Annotated in this window: 16 protein-coding genes; 9 read left to right on the top strand and 7 right to left on the bottom strand. The window is 50.0% G+C overall.

Annotation, left to right across the window (positions count from 1 at the left end; genetic code table 11):
* The first annotated feature begins 2 nt into the window (after positions 1 to 2).
* From HPT30_RS26765 to HPT30_RS26775, 3 genes are all read left to right on the top strand, one after another.
* Complete coding sequence (locus HPT30_RS26765; protein WP_312876379.1) at positions 3 to 614, top strand: TetR/AcrR family transcriptional regulator; 612 nt, start codon at positions 3 to 5, stop codon at positions 612 to 614.
* Between the two features lie 126 nt (positions 615 to 740).
* Positions 741 to 2,693, top strand: a complete 1,953-nt coding sequence (locus HPT30_RS26770) for an ABC-F family ATP-binding cassette domain-containing protein (protein WP_175374340.1) — start codon at positions 741 to 743, stop codon at positions 2,691 to 2,693.
* A gap of 53 nt (positions 2,694 to 2,746) precedes the next feature.
* The gene (locus HPT30_RS26775; RefSeq protein ID WP_175374341.1) at positions 2,747 to 3,235 is read left to right on the top strand and encodes a tetratricopeptide repeat protein; all 489 of its coding nucleotides are present in this window, start codon (positions 2,747 to 2,749) and stop codon (positions 3,233 to 3,235) included.
* Between the two features lie 670 nt (positions 3,236 to 3,905).
* On the opposite strand, the gene HPT30_RS26780 is transcribed toward HPT30_RS26775, so the two are convergent.
* The 6 genes from HPT30_RS26780 to HPT30_RS26805 all read right to left on the bottom strand — a co-directional run bounded on the left by HPT30_RS26780 (position 3,906) and on the right by HPT30_RS26805 (position 8,643).
* A complete protein-coding gene (locus HPT30_RS26780) occupies positions 3,906 to 4,733 on the bottom strand; it encodes a hypothetical protein (protein WP_175374342.1) in 828 nt (275 codons plus the stop codon).
* Complete coding sequence (locus tag HPT30_RS26785) at positions 4,717 to 5,760, bottom strand: M42 family metallopeptidase (protein WP_175374343.1); 1,044 nt, start codon at positions 5,758 to 5,760, stop codon at positions 4,717 to 4,719. Before HPT30_RS26785 ends, HPT30_RS26780 begins: the two co-directional genes overlap by 17 nt.
* 64 nt (positions 5,761 to 5,824) lie before the next feature.
* A complete protein-coding gene (locus tag HPT30_RS26790; protein ID WP_175374344.1) occupies positions 5,825 to 6,145 on the bottom strand; it encodes a LapA family protein in 321 nt (106 codons plus the stop codon).
* 85 nt (positions 6,146 to 6,230) lie between these two features.
* The gene (gene pepF / locus HPT30_RS26795; RefSeq protein WP_175374345.1) at positions 6,231 to 8,021 is read right to left on the bottom strand and encodes an oligoendopeptidase F; all 1,791 of its coding nucleotides are present in this window, start codon (positions 8,019 to 8,021) and stop codon (positions 6,231 to 6,233) included.
* 212 nt (positions 8,022 to 8,233) lie between these two features.
* Positions 8,234 to 8,404 (bottom strand): hypothetical protein, encoded by a 171-nt coding sequence (locus tag HPT30_RS26800; RefSeq protein WP_175374346.1) that lies wholly within the window; start codon positions 8,402 to 8,404, stop codon positions 8,234 to 8,236.
* Positions 8,405 to 8,409: 5 nt separating this feature from the next.
* Positions 8,410 to 8,643 (bottom strand): hypothetical protein, encoded by a 234-nt coding sequence (locus HPT30_RS26805; RefSeq protein WP_066371860.1) that lies wholly within the window; start codon positions 8,641 to 8,643, stop codon positions 8,410 to 8,412.
* A gap of 172 nt (positions 8,644 to 8,815) precedes the next feature.
* On the opposite strand from HPT30_RS26805, the gene HPT30_RS26810 reads away from it, so the two are divergent.
* Entirely contained in the window at positions 8,816 to 9,013 is a 198-nt protein-coding gene (locus HPT30_RS26810; RefSeq protein ID WP_019911834.1) for a cold shock domain-containing protein, read from the top strand.
* A gap of 313 nt (positions 9,014 to 9,326) precedes the next feature.
* Here HPT30_RS26810 and HPT30_RS26815 read toward each other — a convergent pair whose 3' ends face one another.
* Positions 9,327 to 10,619: an MFS transporter gene (locus HPT30_RS26815; protein ID WP_175374347.1), complete on the bottom strand. Its 1,293-nt coding sequence runs from the start codon at positions 10,617 to 10,619 to the stop codon at positions 9,327 to 9,329.
* A gap of 194 nt (positions 10,620 to 10,813) precedes the next feature.
* On the opposite strand from HPT30_RS26815, the gene HPT30_RS26820 reads away from it, so the two are divergent.
* The 5 genes from HPT30_RS26820 to HPT30_RS26840 all read left to right on the top strand — a co-directional run bounded on the left by HPT30_RS26820 (position 10,814) and on the right by HPT30_RS26840 (position 17,372).
* Complete coding sequence (locus HPT30_RS26820) at positions 10,814 to 11,896, top strand: tetraprenyl-beta-curcumene synthase family protein (protein WP_175374348.1); 1,083 nt, start codon at positions 10,814 to 10,816, stop codon at positions 11,894 to 11,896.
* A 67-nt stretch (positions 11,897 to 11,963) separates the two neighbouring features.
* Positions 11,964 to 12,935: a 6-phosphofructokinase gene (pfkA, locus tag HPT30_RS26825; RefSeq protein WP_175374349.1), complete on the top strand. Its 972-nt coding sequence runs from the start codon at positions 11,964 to 11,966 to the stop codon at positions 12,933 to 12,935.
* 264 nt (positions 12,936 to 13,199) lie between these two features.
* Positions 13,200 to 15,731, top strand: coding sequence for a CoA-disulfide reductase (locus HPT30_RS26830; protein ID WP_175374350.1), 2,532 nt, complete (start codon positions 13,200 to 13,202; stop codon positions 15,729 to 15,731).
* Between the two features lie 15 nt (positions 15,732 to 15,746).
* Positions 15,747 to 16,007 (top strand): metal-sensitive transcriptional regulator, encoded by a 261-nt coding sequence (locus HPT30_RS26835; RefSeq protein ID WP_066371850.1) that lies wholly within the window; start codon positions 15,747 to 15,749, stop codon positions 16,005 to 16,007.
* Between the two features lie 1,038 nt (positions 16,008 to 17,045).
* A complete protein-coding gene (locus HPT30_RS26840; protein WP_175374351.1) occupies positions 17,046 to 17,372 on the top strand; it encodes a hypothetical protein in 327 nt (108 codons plus the stop codon).
* Positions 17,373 to 17,402 lie beyond the last annotated feature (30 nt).

The raw sequence follows: 17,402 nt of genomic DNA on the forward strand, positions 1-17,402 counted from the left end.
GGGTGGACTGCCTGGGCAGCGCATCCAATGATAAACATACGTCCATTCTCGATGCTGCTTACGGACTTTTCGGCTCCGCCGGTTTCTACGAGACGAAGATGTCGCAGGTAGCGGAGCAGGCGGGAATTGCCAAAGGAACGATATATCTCTATTTCAAGAACAAAGAAGAACTGTTCATGGCTGTCACACAGCGTGACTGCGAAGGCTTTCTGAAGCAACTGGAAGAGAAGCTGGGTGCCGAGAACAACCTGAACGGCAAGCTGGCGGTTATAGCGGATCATCACTTGTTCTATTATTATGATCGCAAGCAGCACACGAAACTGTTCTTTCGGGCGCCTAACAATAATCCGGAGCTCGTGGCGTACATGACTCAATTCATAGAGCAGTACACGCAGGCAGTCATGAAGGTGCTGCTGGAAGGCGGAGCTACGGAGCCGGAATTAATGGCGCAGTCCTACATTGGCATGCTGGACAGACTTAAGATGGACATTCTGTTCCACCCGGATTTCACGGCTGACGATGCCCGCAAGCGGTCGCTATTTGCCGCAGGTCTGTTCATTAACGGGGCGATGAACGCTCTACATATACCAGAAGCAGAAGCACCACCGAGCTGAGGGGCGTTGGGAGTGTACCCGCTGGAAATTACGAAGCGCCAGAAGATAAGGCCGTCCGGGTTCCGGGCGGTTTTCTCCAGATTGTAATCAGCTTCAAATATAAACTAAGGCAAGCGAGGATAAAGCATGAATATTATGACCGTGGAGCATCTCTCCAAAAGCTATGGCGAAAAAATTCTGTTCAAAGACGCTTCATTCGGGATGGATGACCGGGATAAGATCGGTATTGTCGGTGTAAACGGTACGGGGAAATCGACATTTTTACGTATCATTGCCGGTCTGGATACACCGGATGAAGGACAAGTCGCCATCGGTAACGATGTGCGGGTACAATTTCTGGCCCAAAATCCGCCTTACGAGCCCGGTAATACGGTTCTTCAGCAGGTCTTTGCCGGGGAGGACCCGGCGCTAGTTGCGACCCGTGAGTATATGGATGTCGTGGCGCAACTGGAAGCTGATCCTGGGAATACTGCGCTAGAGCGCAAGCTGGCCGTAATAGGCCAAGCTATTGACGCTGCTGATGCCTGGCATCTTGAAAGTGAAGCGAAGAGTGTTCTGACCAAGCTCGGTATTACTCGCTTCGATGCTCTTATGGAGAATCTGTCCGGCGGACAGCGCAAGCGTGTAGCCCTTGCCGCAGCGCTAATCACGCCGTCAGAGCTGCTGATTCTAGATGAGCCTACCAACCATATCGATACGGATTCCGTAGCCTGGCTGGAGCAGTATCTGCAGAAACGGCGCGGCGCGCTGCTTATGATTACGCATGATCGGTACTTCCTGGACCGGGTTGCCAGCGTAATGCTGGAGCTGGATGGTGGACGGCTGTTCCGCTATGAAGCGAATTATTCCCGCTTCCTGGAGCTGAAGGCTGACCGTGAAGAGCGGGAGGCGTCAGAGGAGCAGAAGCGTAAAAATCTGCTGCGCACGGAATTGGCCTGGATTCGCCGCGGGGCGAAGGCGCGTACTACGAAGCAGAAGGCCAGAATCGATCGCTTCGAGAAGCTCAAGGAGGCCACGGGCAATGCCTCCAGCGGTACACTTGACCTGTCAGTAGCTTCGACCCGGCTGGGGCGTAAAATCATTGAAATTCAAGAGCTGTCCAAATCACTGGATGGACGGCAGCTGATTAGCGATCTGACCTACATCGCTGTTCCGCAGGACCGAGTGGGGATTGTCGGGCCGAACGGTAGCGGTAAGTCCACGCTGCTGAACCTGATCGCCGGGAAATTGCAGCCGGACAGCGGTGAAGTTCAATTGGGCGTTACAGTAAAGCTCGGCTATTTCACGCAAGAGCATCAGGATATGGATCTTAGCTTACGAGCCATCGAGTATGTGAAGGAAGAGGCTGAGGTGGTCCGCACAGCGGATGGTAGCGTCATTACGGCTTCCCAGATGATGGAACGCTTCCTGTTCCCTCCGGCAGCGCAGTGGACCCCGATCTCCAAGCTCTCCGGTGGGGAGAAGAGACGGCTATATCTTCTGCGTGTCTTGATGGGAGCTCCGAATGTGCTGCTGCTGGACGAGCCAACCAATGATCTTGATATTGGTACATTGGCGGTTCTGGAAGACTATCTGGATGAATTCCCGGGTGTAGTCTTCACAGTATCCCATGACCGGTACTTTCTGGACCGGACGATCGACAAGCTTATCGCCTTTGAGAATGGCAAGATCCGGATTCATGTTGGCGACTACAGTGAATATGAAGAGTGGCTTGCCAAGAATATCGCTCCGGGGAGTGGGGCAGGGAGCAAAGGTGATGCTGGTGCCGGTGCCGGTGGTGCAAAACGCAGTGCTCCCCAAGCCTCCGCAGCGGAAAATCCAGCACCGCCTCAAGCCAAGGAAAAACTCAAATTCACGTTCAAGGAACAACGTGAGTTTGAAGGCATTGACGAGCAGATTGAGCTGGCAGAGCAGCATTTGGCCGATATCAGTGTGAAGATGGAAGCAGCCTTCGCCGACTCTGTGCTTCTGCAGGAGCTGGTGGAACAGCAGCGCCAAGGCGAGGCTGAATTGGAGCGTCTAATGGAACGCTGGACGTATCTTAACGAGCTGGCAGAGAAGATAGCAGGCAAAGTTTAATGTTGTATGCTTCATCCTAGAGCGGATTATGCAACTGGAAAGGATGAGGGCTAGTGGTAGAGGCGATCATAGAAGCCGCTGTGGCCCTCAGGAATGCTGGGCAGGCAGAGCAGGCCAGGACGCTGCTGTTAGAGCAGCTTGAAGGTCACCCGCAGCATGCCAGGCTGCATTATCAGCTGGCCTGGACACATGATGTACTGGGCCTGGAACGAGCGGCAGTACCTTATTACGAGAAAAGCCTAGCGCTAGGTCTCCCGCCAGAGGACCAGGCGGGTGCGCTGCTTGGGCTGGGAAGCACCTACAGAACGCTCGGCGAATACGAGCGTGCTAAGGCCATTCTGGCCCAAGGCATGGCTGAATTCCCGGATCGCCGGGAATTTCCGGTATTCTACGCGATGGCGCTGCATAATCTGGGGGACCATAGCGAGGCGATGGGCATCCTTCTGGAGCAGCTCGCGGACACCTCAGCTGACGAGGGAATCCGCAGCTACAGCAAGGCTATTGCCTTTTATGCCGATAAGCTGGAGCAGATTTGGGATTGAGCTCCTGTATAGTTTGGATTCCGTGATTAGAGATTGCATGGATAAGATTAATGCACAGCACAAAGAAGCTGACGCCGGTGACGGACGTCAGCTTCTTTTCATGTTGCTGAAGGCCTCACTCAGTGAGGCTCAGAGGTGCACATTTTAACTTTTAACTTATATGAAGTGAGAGTAAGATTCACACAGAAAAGCAGGCGTTTTCCTATGAACTTAGGGTTTTTAGGACGCAAACCTCTCATCCCCTTCACTAGTCGTTTTATAGTGAGAAAGAGGGTTCGTCTCCTCAACTAAAGGCATTTTTGTACCTTAATTTTATTAAAAAGAGGAACAAAAGGGGAATAAGAGCATTTTTGTATCTTAATTTCTCTAGAAAGCTCACTTGGCGGGTATTCTGGAAGATTTAAGGTACAATATTGCACTTAATTCCCGCTAACCCCTAGTTCCAACGTATTTAGGGTACAAAAATGCTGTTAATTTCACTTCGGGAATCCCTATGACGTGTGTATAGCTATACGGAGAGTGGAGTTGTCTTGTTGAGTCCCTTTTATAGGCTCTTTCCCTGTTCTCGGCCAACATAACTCTTTAAAATGTGCTCTTCAGATACGCTCATAAAATCAACTCATAAAACAACTCTTAAATACACCCGTTAAATCCATTCTATAAAGACTTTCTATTCCCGCGACACGGCGATCATCTGCACGACCGCTCGTTGATCACCGGTCAAGACAACCTCGTCGGCATTCATCTGCGACGAGCCGTCCCCGTCGAGAAAGATGCCTTCCCAGCCTTCTCCGGGTACGCTCTCCAGAATCGCTGTCCGGAACGCCTCTGCTGTACAAAGTGTCGGGGTAACGATCAGCCATAGCGCTCCATTCTTGTTGTAAATCATACCTGAGCGCATCCGCTGTTCATCGGCATACGGCAAATGTTCGTTTTGCGCCGTCACTGCCCAATGCTCCTCGTGCTCCAGGTTCATGCTAATGCCGCCTTGGGCAAAATAATGATTGCGATCGCTGACGACCAGTTCATCACCGCTGGATACCACCTGGATTGAGAACTGGCGCTTCGCACCATCCCAGACCAAGGTGCCACGGGCATACTTGGCATTGAACCAGCCTGAGCCGTAATCATGCCTGGCGCCGCTGACCGGATTGTCATTCATAATGGCAATAGACAACAGATCCTTGCCATAGAAGAAGCCACCGTTGATTCCATAGGCGGCAATCTGCCGCAGCGGCACACCGGCGGAACGGAGAACTACACGTTCAGGGGAGAGGGACATCATGTGCAAAGCCACTTTGCCTGAACTTTCGGTCTCCCGGTACGTGTAGGAATGGGGGAGGCCGTTAAAGACCTCCCGTTTTTCCTCTTTGTCCAGCAAGATCCAGGTAATGGCGATCAGAGCGATTGATAACGTAAGGACGGTAAAGAACAGCCGGGGCCGGCGTTTCCATAACCGTTCCTCACGGACGACAAGGCTCTCAGTTGGCTCCGACATAAGCAGCAAGAAGCTTCGTCGTATTCAAGACAGCCTGCTTATGTGTACGTTCCATGGAGTGAGAAGCATGTACGCCCGGACCGATCAGGGCTGCACGGATATTGTTGCCACCTTTTAGCGCGGCGGAGGCATCAGAGCCATACATCGGATAGATGTCTACGGCATAAGGGATGGCCAAAGCCTGAGACAGCTCGATCAAGCGGCCGGTCATAGCATAATCGTAAGGGCCAGAAGAATCCTTCGCACAGATGGAGACATCCGTCTCTTTACAGCTCAGATCATCGCCCATGGCGCCCATATCTACAGCGATCATCTCGTTGATCTCGCCAGGAATCCAGGAGGCGCCGTGTCCAACCTCTTCATAGTTGGAGATCAGCAGGGAGAGATTATGCAGGGGCTTCCAGCCATCGCGTTTGATGCTTTCCAGCAGACCAAGCAGAGCGGCTACACTGGCCTTGTCATCGAGGTGACGGGATTTGATATAGCCGCTAGGCGTAATCACCGCACGGGCATCAAAGGAAATGAAATCTCCCACGGAGATGCCGAGCTTAAGCACATCATCCTTGGAAGACACCAGTTCATCAATACGGACCTCCATGTTCTCTTCCTGGCGCTTGAAGTCGCGTGCATCGGCATAGACATGGACGGAAGGGTGACTCGTCAGGATCGTGCCTGTATAGGTCTTGCCGCTGCGGGTGTGAATAATGCAGTATTCGTTCTCGATACTATTCATCGTAAAGCCGCCTACAGAAGTTAAGCGCAAGGTGCCGTTGGATTTAATGGAGCGGACCATCGCGCCCAGAGTGTCCACATGTGCGCTAATGCCTACCGTACGGGAAGGATCGAGGCCGGGAACGGTCAGGACCACGCCGCCCTTCTCATTCCAGGACAACGGGATATCCAGCGCAGCTGCCTCTTCGGCTACAAGGTTCATCACCTCAGCGGTAAAGCCGCTGGGGCTGGGAGTATCGAGTAATTTTTTAAGAATGGATAGAATGTATTCTTCATTAGGTTGAATCGTAAGCATGGATTAAAGCCTCCAGTTCATGGGAAAATAGGGCCCTCGGCAGAAGCCGATGCCCTTATGTATTTTACACCTGTGTAGAGCTGTCTGCTGACACACTCTTATCGCTCAGCGTGAAGCTATCCAGCGACGTGCTGTTTTCACGCAGCTTGGCCAGTTCGGCGGTCAGCTGTTTAATCTGCTTCTGCAGCTTGTACTGACGGAAAATGCCATAGGACCCGACGATAATCCCGCCGATCAGGGCGCAGCCCAAGATGACGAGAATCAGCGGCATGCTGACGACAGTGAAGAAGAAATTGACCTGTACCGGATCGACATTAATCACCGCAAAAACTGCGGTAAGCAGCGCGAAGATCAGACCCGCGATCAATGACCATTGTAATTTCATGAGGGTATTCCTCCTTAAAGGGCTACAGTATAAATCCCCTGCCCGCGACCGGGCAAGGGATTAACTTTATACTAAACGTTCTTTTTTACTTGGTCAACTGTTCCATCTGCTCAATCACGCTTTCGAACACGCTCATCGCTTCACGGATCGGTGCAGGGGAGGACATATCAACACCGGCTTTGGACAGAATGTTGATAGAGTAATCGCTGCCCCCGCTCTTCAGGAAGCCGAGGTAACGGTCCACCGCCGGTTTGCCTTCCTCCAGAATCTGTTTCGCAAAGCTCGTGGCTGCCGAGAAGCCTGTGGCATATTTGTAAACGTAGAAGCTGTTGTAGAAATGGGGAATACGTGCCCATTCCATCTCGATATCCTTGTCAACGACCATGTCCTTGCCGTAGTATTTCACGTTCAGGTCATAGTAGATAGCGGACAGATCCTGCGGAGTCAGGGACTCACCGGCTTCTGCGCGTTCATGGACAATCTTCTCGAATTCGGCAAACATCGTCTGCCGGAATACAGTCGTACGGAACTGGTCGGCATAGTAGGTGAGCAGGTACATTTTTTCCTTCGGATCTGTGGACTTATTAAGCAAATAATCCATCAGCAGCGCTTCGTTGGTAGTGGAAGCAACCTCCGCCAGGAAAATGGTGTACTGTGCATCCCGATACTTCAGCGCATTGTCCGAATAGTAGGAATGAAGGGCGTGACCCATCTCATGTGCCAGCGTGAACATACTGTTCAAGTTGTCGTTATGGTTCAGCAGCACGTAAGGGTGAGTGCCGTAAGCTCCCCAGCTGTACGCACCTGTACGTTTGTTCTCATTCTCGTAGACATCGATCCAGCCGTTGTCATAGCCTTCTTGAAGAACCTTCAGATAGTCCTCGCCTAGCGGCTTAAGGCCTTCTTTGGTAATTTTCTTCGCTTCATCGAAGGTAATGTCCAGCTTGTATTCGTCCACGAGTGGAGCAAACAAGTCATACATATGTAGCTCGTCAACCCCAAGCAGCTTCTGGCGAAGCTTCATATAGCGGTGCATCAGCGGCAGACTCTCATGGATCGTATCGATCAGATTGGTGTATACCTCTTTTTGGATATTGTCACCGTAGAGGGACATTTCCAGCACCGATGGATATTTGCGCACGCGTGAGTAGAACACATTTTTGTTCACATTGGCACTCAGCGTGGCTGCAATTGTATTTTTCTGTTTGGCGTAAGTCTCGTACACGGCTTTAAAAGCGTTCTTACGGACCTCACGGTCTGGGCTTTCCAGGAACTTAATATAGCTGCCATGCGTCAACTCTACTTCTTTGCCGGTCTCGTCCTTAATCTTCGGGAACTTAAGATCGGCGTTGTTCAGCATGCCAAAAATGTTTTGCGGCGCCTGGGACAGGTTCCCCACTTGGGCCAGCAGTGCTTCCTCGGCTTTGGTGAGAATATGCGCTTTCTGGCGCTTCATCTCCGTGAGCGTGAAGGTGTAATCGGACAACTCGGAATCAGCGATGAACTGGTCGAGCTTCTCGACTGGCAGAGCCAGAATTTCCGGTGTGATAAAAGAAAGCGCCTCGCCGGCTTCTACACTAAGCTTCTTTGCTTTTTGGGAAAGGGCTTGATAGACCGGATCAGCTGTGTCTTCATCCTGACGCATATGTGCATAGACATAGAGTCTTTCAGTGAGCAGGGAGAGCTTGTCATCCAGTTCGAAGCAATCCTTCAGTGCTCCAGGAGTGTCGAGCTTGCCCTGAAAGTCGGCAGCCTTTTTAATGAGACCTTTGGTTTCGGTGTAAGCGTCATCCCAGTCTTTCTGCGAAGCAAACATATCTTCAAGCTTCCAGCGGTTCTCCGCAGGCACTTCACTTCTTTTTAGTAATTGTTCCATGGAAATCCTCCTCGAATGATGGGATGATGCAGGTGCTGATTCCTGCGGCAGCATGGCGGATGATAAATCACCCGGCAAAATAGAGAGCGCAAGCAGTAACGAGAGAGTATGGGTCCAAACAGGCAATGCGGAAGCCTCCTTATAATAAAAGGTGTTCCTAATATGCCCAGCTGGACCATGATTATGTAATCTCGGCGTCGCTTATGCGCAGGTTATGCCAGGAAGCTGTAAATAATGAAGACAAAAGCCAGGAAAATCATAATGGCGGCTGTCAGGGCCATCCCCCGCTTCAATCGCTGCGGTACCCGGTCCCTGGACATAATCAGCACGGCGCCGAGACATAGAACAACGATTGTATAAATCGTGAGATTCTCTGTGTTCATCCGCGTTATACCTGCTTGAAAGCTTCCATGATTTTCTTATACTCTTCTTCGTTGTCTTTATAGGATTCTTTGTTGAAGCGGTTGCCCACCCACTGCATCATGGCCGGACGGCTCATGAAGGTATGAGTTTCCTCACCCCATTGATCGGAAATTTCCCGAAGGATGATATAGCGGCCTTGGACCTCAACCGTCATCATGTTCCATTTGTCTGTTTTGTATATTTCGTGTTTTTTGATCATTTTCATTACCACCCTGGCGATTTTTGGCTTTTGGGTCAATGATAACGCACCCGGGAAGGGAAAAGCAAATTAATTCAGGGATACGAGGGAAAGATGGATTGCACTGGACAATAAAATGGAGTATACTGTAAGCATACGCCATATATGGCGCTATTTTTAGGAGGTTGTTCATTTGAAAGGTACAGTAAAATGGTTTAACGCAGAAAAAGGTTACGGTTTTCTTCAAGTAGAAGGCGGCGAAGACGTATTCGTTCACTTCTCAGCAATCCAAGGCGACGGCTTCAAGACTTTGGATGAAGGTCAAGCTGTTGAGTTTGACATCACTGACGGCAACCGTGGTCCACAAGCAGCTAACGTAGTAAAACTATAAGAATCGGTTCTGACAGCCTTGCTGTCTGCTGAGAAATATATATCTATTTGGCTAGCTCTTGTAAAAGTGGTAACCAACGAATTACACAACACACAGTTCTCTCGGGGACTGTGTTTTTTTGTTATATATCCTGACAAGTAGAAACGGCTTTGCCGTCCGCTAAGGGGCGGTATCCGTTTCAGCGAGAAATATAAGGATAATTTATAGCGTAGAACATATAAATTCTTATATTTTGTTAAAAACCCTGCGCCCTTCATGGAAGGACACAGGGTATGGTTGTTTGTCGATAGGCGGTTCCTCACTAGGAACGCCCCTATAGTGTGGAATTCTCCGCAGGAGCGGTTCCTGGTGGTTGCGAGTCCTGAGTTTGAACAGCCTGCTTCTTGAGGGAAGCTTCCGATGCAAACTTTGTGTTGGAGGACAGCAGGTATTTTACCAAAAATCCGCCAAACGCAAGGATCGAGAAGAGTGCTGCAACCATGTAGAAGGTAGAGCGCCCGGCATTTTCATAGATGATTCCACCGAAAGCTCCACTGAGCAGCCCGGAAGCACTCGACCAGACGATGGTGAAGAGCGCCATGCCCGTGGCCCGCAGATGATCGGGTATCATCCGTGTGATGTAACGAACCGAGGTGACATAAAATACACCAAAAGTTACACTGTGCATGGCCTGGATTGCTACCATCGCCAGCGGAGCATGAGCGTAGGACATGAGCAGGAAGCGCAGAGCATACATGAGACTGGCAAAGACAAGCAGAGGCAGTTCCTTGAACCGCTCTCCATATTTGCTAAGAAGAAAGAAAACTGGAATTTCACTTAACGCGGAAGCAAGCAGCGCCCAGCCGATAATCTCCTCACCAGCTCCAAGCTGCTTCAGGCTAATGGTCAGAAAAGCCTCGTTCATCCGATGTCCCAGGGCAAGTATAAAGACGATACCAAAGAACGACAGCACTTCTTTTTGCAGCAGAATTTCTTTCAATCCACTGCCTTTTCCGCCCTTATGACTCTTCTCAGGCTTGTTCTTCAGTGCTGCCGGGTCCCGCTTAGCATCTTTTAAGGGAATGGTGATCAACAGGGCAGCGATGACTATAGCAATACAGACAGCCATGCTCCAGGAAGAGCCTACAGCCCGGAGTACGTAGCCTACTGTCAATGCGAAAAAGGCATAGCCGAGAGAACCGAATACCCGAATTGTGATGAAATTTCGTCCATAGCGGGTTGCGGTTTTGATAGCCATCGTATCTGCAAGTGGAAAAACAGGGTAATAGAAGAAATAGAAAAGGGATAAAATAATCATAACCGATGAAAATTCCGTTGCCCTCGCCAAAAGAAGCGCCAGAACAAGTTGACCTGCCAGCAGGATGACCATGATCTTCTTGATGGTGCCCAGCCGGTCGCTGATCATGCTCCAGAATAGATTGGAGAGAATTGAAATAAGCGGTCCGAGAGAGTACAGGTATCCTACCTGCGAACTACTGAAGCCGAGATGGGTATAGAACAATGGGAAATAAGATACAACCAGGACGCTGGTGCCGAAAACCGTAAACATAAAGGATCGCAGCCAGTTCTGCTCACCGGAACCGCTGCCGCTCCGTTCTGAAAACATGATGTTTTGCACTCCTCCGAATATCAAATACGAGTAGTATAGCACAAAGGAAGGAAGCCATGTTTACGAAAATAGCGGTATTTCTGAATCTTGCAAGGATTTGTGAAAGTGATTTTGTTGTTTGTACAAATACGGTGATCATATTATAATAATGATGATTTGGATAAGGAGACAACAATGTGGAGGCACTGTCATTGAATGAATTTGAGCAAGGCCGTTACCTAAGCCCGAAAGGTCCTATAGGACTTATGAAGAGGGTCTACAAGTACGTGCTGCCGGAAGTTAGGTCATGCCTGGGCTTCTGGCGTCAAGATGCGGAAGGGATTCCCGATCCCGAGCTCCGGAAGCAAGCGCTGGCCAGCATTGAGACTAAACAGTTTCACTGCGAGGGCGGCGGTATTTATGCGGCCGGTAATTTATCGATGAGACATATACTTATTCCGCTTATTGTTGCTTATCAAACGATCAGCGATTATCTGGACAACTTATGTGACCGTAGTACCTCACTGGATCCTGCCGATTTCAGGCTGCTGCATCAGTCGATGCTGGATGCTATCAATCCTCAAGCGGAGCTTGTTAATTATTATGCGCTTCGCACCGAACAGAATGATGGCGGTTATCTGCACAGGCTGGTCCGCAAATGCCAGGAGATGATTTCCCTGCTGCCGGGTTATGCGGCTGCAGCGGATGAGATTGCCGACTTGGCTAAATTGTATACAGACCTGCAGGTGTACAAGCACATCCGTCCGGAACTCAGGGAAGCTGCCCTGAAGGAATGGTGGGAGGAGCATGGCAGCCGCGCACCTCATTTGTATTGGAATGAGTTTGCGGCGGCTACAGGATCTACCCTGGGTGTATTTATGCTTTTTCTGGCCTCATGTGATCCCAAGCTGAGCAAGGCACAGTCGGCGTCCATTCGTGCGGCGTATTTCCCGCATGTGTGCGGTCTGCACATTATGCTGGATTACCTCATCGATCAGGATGAAGACAGGGCCGGCGGTGATCTCAATTTCTGCAATTATTATGACGACACTGATACCATGTTGAATCGGATCGCTTCCATCGTGGAGTGGGCCCGCAAGGATGTCCGGAATCTTCCCGAGACCTCGATGCATCGCATGGTCATCGAAGGTTTGCTGGCATTGTATTTATCCGATCCGAAAGTTAGCGAACAGCGGGAAGTTCGCTCAGTATCGAAACGGCTGATGAAGGGAAGCCCGCTAACGAGGCTCTTCTTCTTCGTGAACAGCCGCTGGATACGCAAGCACATGTATTAGGAATGCTTGTGGAGCAGTTTCTCGCAAGAGAGACGGCCTTCGCACAATTTTAAGGAGGAACATCAGAATGGCAACAGTTAAAAAGATCGCAGTCTTGACCAGCGGCGGGGATTCGCAAGGGATGAATGCCGCAGTTCGTTCAGTAGTGCGCAGCGCACTTTATTTCGGTATTGAAGTATTTGGGATTCAACGCGGATACCAAGGGCTTCTGAACCGGGATATCTTCCCGATGGATCTGCGCAGCGTCGGCGATATCATCCAGCGCGGGGGTACCATCCTGCAGTCGGCCAGATGTCTGGAGTTCGTGAAGCCGGAAGGCCAGCAAAAGGGAGCGGATATCCTTAACGAGATGGGGATTGACGGCCTGGTGGTTATTGGCGGCGACGGTTCTTATCAAGGTGCCAACAAACTGAGCAAGCTTGGGATCAAGACGATGGCCCTGCCGGGAACCATCGACAATGATATTTCTTACACAGACTACACCATTGGTTTTGACACTGCAGTAGGTGTAGTTGTGGATGCGATCAATAAGCTCCGCGATACAATGTCCTCTCACGAACGTTCTTCTGTCGTTGAAGTTATGGGTCGTCACTGCGGCGATATCGCGTTGCATGCGGGTCTTGCTTCCGGTGCGGAGACTATTCTTGTCCCTGAAATGCCTTACGATCTGAATGAAGTCGCTGATCGTATGCGCGATAACTTTGTCAACGGTAAGAGACACAGTATTGTGATCGTAGCTGAAGGCGTAGGCAAGGGCGAAGATGTTGCTCAGGCACTGAAGGACCGTCACTCCTCTTTGGATGCGCGTGTTACTGTGCTTGGACATATTCAACGTGGCGGTACACCGACACCAGCGGACCGCAACCTGGCAAGCCGCCTGGGTGATTTCGCTGTGCGTAAACTGCTGGATGGCGAATCCGGTAAAGCATGCGGTATCATCAAAGGTGAGCTTGTTCTGACTGACATTGACACGGTGGTCAATAGCAAGAAGGACTTCAATGTTGAGTTGTATGAATTAGCTTCCCGTCTTTCTCAATAAGAACGGCAATGATTGTGTATTGAAATTATGAAGTTTATGAGCCCTGCGGTGATCGCAGGGCTTTTTATGTTGGGAAATCTGCTGATTTCTAGAGCGGACGCTTGAAGTTGTTAGATTCGGCGATGTTTGGTGAGGCCCTTAAGGATGTTAGATTCGGTGATTTCTGGTGAGAACGCTTGAAGAGGACTGGATATTTTACGTTTGACAATATACCCCCACCCGTATAGTATATACCCCATAGGGTATATACTAGGAGGATGAGAGATGAATAGAAGAATTGTAATCATTGGGGGCGTGGCCGGAGGGGCTTCCGCTGCAGCGAGGCTTCGGCGTTTGAATGAGCAAGACGAGATTGTGATGTTCGAGCGGGGCGAGCATGTTTCTTTTGCTAACTGCGGATTGCCTTACTATATTGGGGGCAGCATTAATTCCCGGGAGAAATTGTTCCTACAGACCCCTAAGGGGATTAAAGACCGTTTCAACATTGATGTACGCGTGCTGACCGAGGTGACGTCAATAGACCGCGAACAGAGGCTTATTCGCTTCCGCAATACAGTCACGGGTGAAGAAGGGACACAGGCTTACGATCTCGTTGTGCTATCACCGGGTGCAAGGCCTATAATGCCAGAGATTCCGGGAATCGAAAATGCCGCTAACTTGTTCACGCTAAGAAATGTTCAGGATACGGATAGGATTAAAGGCTTTGTAGATGAGCGTCACCCTAGACATGCGACGGTTATCGGCGGAGGGTTCATTGGGCTGGAAATGGCCGAGAATCTGCGCGAACGCGGTGTTGAGGTTACACTTCTTGATCGGGGGGAACAACTGCTGAATCCGCTAGATCCTGAAATGGCGATCCTTGTGGAGCAACACATGAGCCTTAATGGGGTGGATATCCGGCTGAAGGAAGGTGTGAAGGAATTCAAGTCTGCAGGTCGTGAATTGCATCTGACCTCTGGAGATTTGCTGCACACGGACATGGTTATTATGGCAATCGGGGTAAGTCCAGAGAACGATCTTGCTCAATCCTGTGGGCTTGAGCTTGGATTCCGTGGGGCGGTCAAGGTGAATGCCCAGCTTCAAACCAGCGACCCTGCCATTTACGCAGTGGGCGATGCCATCGAGGTCAAAGACTGGAATCATGGATTCGCTTCGATGGTGTCACTCGCCTGGGGAGCGAATCGCCAAGGAAGACTGGTAGCTGATCATATCAACGGTAAGCCCATAGCGTATGAGGGTGCGCTTGGTACGGCAATCATCAAGACCTTTGCGCTGACAGCGGCTTCGACGGGCAACAACGAGAAAACGCTGCGCCGGCTTAACGTTCCGTACAAGGCGGTTCATCTGCACCCGAACTCCCACGCAGGGTACTATCCTGGAAGCTCGCCAATCTCTATGAAATTGTTGTTCAATCCAGAGACGGGGGAAATTTATGGCGCACAGGCCGTCGGAGCGGAGGGAGTGGATAAAAGAATCGACGTTATCGCCACAGCCATCCGCGGCAAACTGAATGTGCAGGAACTAGCCGACATAGAACTGGCTTATGCGCCACCATACTCATCGGCCAAGGACCCTGTCAATATGGCGGGTTATATCGCCTCCAACCTGATGGATGGCCTCGTAGATACGCTGCAGTGGCATGAGGTGGATGCTTTTCACAGGAATGGCGGGCTGATCATTGATGTCAGAGATGCGGCTGAACTGCTGGCGGGGGCTATTTCAGGGTCCATTCATATTCCACTTGGTCAGCTACGCGGCCGGTTGGCTGAGATTCCGCGCGAGCAGGAGATCGCGGTCTCTTGTCAGGTTGGACTGCGTGGATATATCGCGGCACGCTTGTTAAGCCAACATGGTTATCGCGTTCGTAATGTAGATGGCGGCTACAAGACCTATGCTTCAATGCTGCGAGCCGGGCGGCTGACCCAATCCCCAGAAGTAGGTAGTAGCCCGACTGGCGGTGGTCCGACTCAAGCAAAGAGCAAACAGCTAGGACCCGAGCACCCCTCTGAGGTTCCAGTAACCCATAATCCAATAGGGACGAATACGCAGTTGACCTTGCTGGATACTTGCGGATTGCAATGCCCGGGGCCTATACTCAAGGTATATGAAACGGTACAATCACTGGAAGAAGGCAGCCAGCTGGAGGTTACCTCAACAGACTTTGGTTTTGCCGCAGATATTGAGCAGTGGTGCCACAAAACAGGCAATACACTGGAAGCGCTGGATGTGTCTCAGGGGAAGGTAACTGCCGTGCTGCGCAAAGGCCGGGATACTTCTCAGAATCCAGATGGACGGTTAATGATCCCTGAATCAGGTTCTGGGAACAAGAATGGTTCTACCATGGTTGTGTTCAGCGGTGATTTGGACAAAGCTATCGCCTCCTTCATTATCGCAACCGGAGCTGTGGCTATGGGCAAGCAAGTGACAATGTTCTTTACCTTTTGGGGCTTAAACATTTTACGAAAAATACAGGCGCCTGCGGTAGAGAAGAGCGGCATGGAGCGGATGTTCGGACTCATGATGCCACAGGGCAGCAAATCCCTGCCGCTGTCCAAGATGAATATGGGCGGGCTGGGGCCGAAGATGATCCGCCATGCGATGGAACAGAAGAATGTAGACTCTTTGGAGCAACTGATGCAGGGAGCTATGAATGCGGGAGTGCGGATGATTGCCTGTACGATGAGTATGGATATTATGGGGATTAAGAAGGAAGAGCTGCTGGACGGTGTGGATTTTGGAGGTGTAGCCAGTTATCTCGGCGCTGCCGACGATGCAGGCGTTAACTTGTTTATTTAAAGGATGTGTGAAGTAATGGAGTATGATAACGCGATTAAAAACAGACTGAAGCGGATCGAGGGCCAGGTTCGCGGTGTATTGGGGATGTTGGAGGAAGGCAAGGACTGCCGCGAAATTGTTACCCAACTGACGGCCATCCGTACAGCGGTCGACCGTACTGTAGGGACCGTGATCGGTTCCAATCTGCAGCATTGTATTCAAGAAGAACTGGAGCAGGGCCATTCGCCTGACAAGGTGATTAAGGAAGCGGTAGAGCTGCTTGTTAAGAGCAGATAAGGGACCAGGGCGAGCGTTAAGGAACTTAGAGGTTAGAGATCAAGCAATTAGAAGCTAAGCAGCAAAGGAGTTAAGGGTTAGAAGCTAAGTAGTTCGGTAGCGAAGGAGCAAGGGCTAGAAGCTAAGCAGTTAGGTAGCCAGGTAGTTAAGTGTTAGAAGCTAAGCAGCTAGTAGCCAGGTAGTTAAGTGTTAGAAGTTAGGCAGCTAGGTAGCGAAGGAGTTATGGGTTAGAAGCTAAGCAGCCAGGTAGCGAAGGAGTTATGGGTTAGAATCTAAGCAGCCAGGTAGCGAAGGAGTTATGGGTTAGAAGCTAAGCAGCTAGGTAGCAAAGAAGCAAAGAGTTTAAACGAAGGGGATAGCAGTCATGCTGTTCCTTTTTTCAAAGTATAAGGAATTATTTGTTTGTGGGGTGAGCGAAGCTCGCCCTTTTTTTATTGGTTTAGGAAACCACACCATGTAAAAAAATGTGGATCACTCCGATGGAAAAGACTAAGCTATGTCCGTAGAGCTGAAAGGAGGGCGGCGGCTGATATAGGTAGTGGGATCTGATGGCTAGAACTAGTGTTGTGTGGCTGATAACTAAGTCATACTCCAAAGTATGTGCCCTATCTTAAAAGTGCCGATGGAAGATGATTGTAGTTTGTGTTCCAATAGCTGGCGATAGGTGGCAGACTGCTGATAGCTGGCTGGAGCACGAATGCATCGAAATAAGGGCAATTCTGTACCTTAATTTCCTGCGAAATCATATTATTTTGCAAATAAGCGCAATATTGCATGTTAATTTCATAGGTGCAGCCTCTTTTCGGACAAAAGTATAGAATTAACATACATTTCTGCCCTTATTTCCTGTTTTGTGTGTTTACATCTAAAATTAAGATACAGTTTTGCTCTTAATATTTTTGTGTACCCTGCGAGATGAGTTTGTCTACTATACTATACCCAAGGTGGAGGCAAGGGGCTGAAGTTGAGCATATAGGGGTATGGGGATGAATTAGACTACATTTATCAACAACTTCTCCTCCCCGAGTTAACTATCTATTGCGAAAGGGGAAAGCTCCTCAGCCCTTCGAATTTGCACTCGAACTTGCACTCGAACTTGCATTCGAACTTGCATTCGAACTTGCATTCGAACTTGCATTCGAACTTGCACTCGAACTTGCACTCGAACTTGCACTCGAACTTGCATTCGAACTTGCATTCGAACTTGCATTCGAACTCGCATTCGAACTTGCACTCGAACTTGCACTCGAACTAGCACTCGAACTTGCATTCAAGCTTGCATTCGAACTTGTATTTGAACTTGCTTTCTATTTTGCTTTTAAACTAATCTTATTCCTGTACTTAGCAACCAATCAGGTTATGTAAGTTACTATCATCATACACGAAAAAGCAGCG

Source organism: Paenibacillus agri, from assembly GCF_013359945.1.
Lineage (GTDB): Bacteria > Bacillota > Bacilli > Paenibacillales > Paenibacillaceae > Paenibacillus_AQ > Paenibacillus_AQ agri.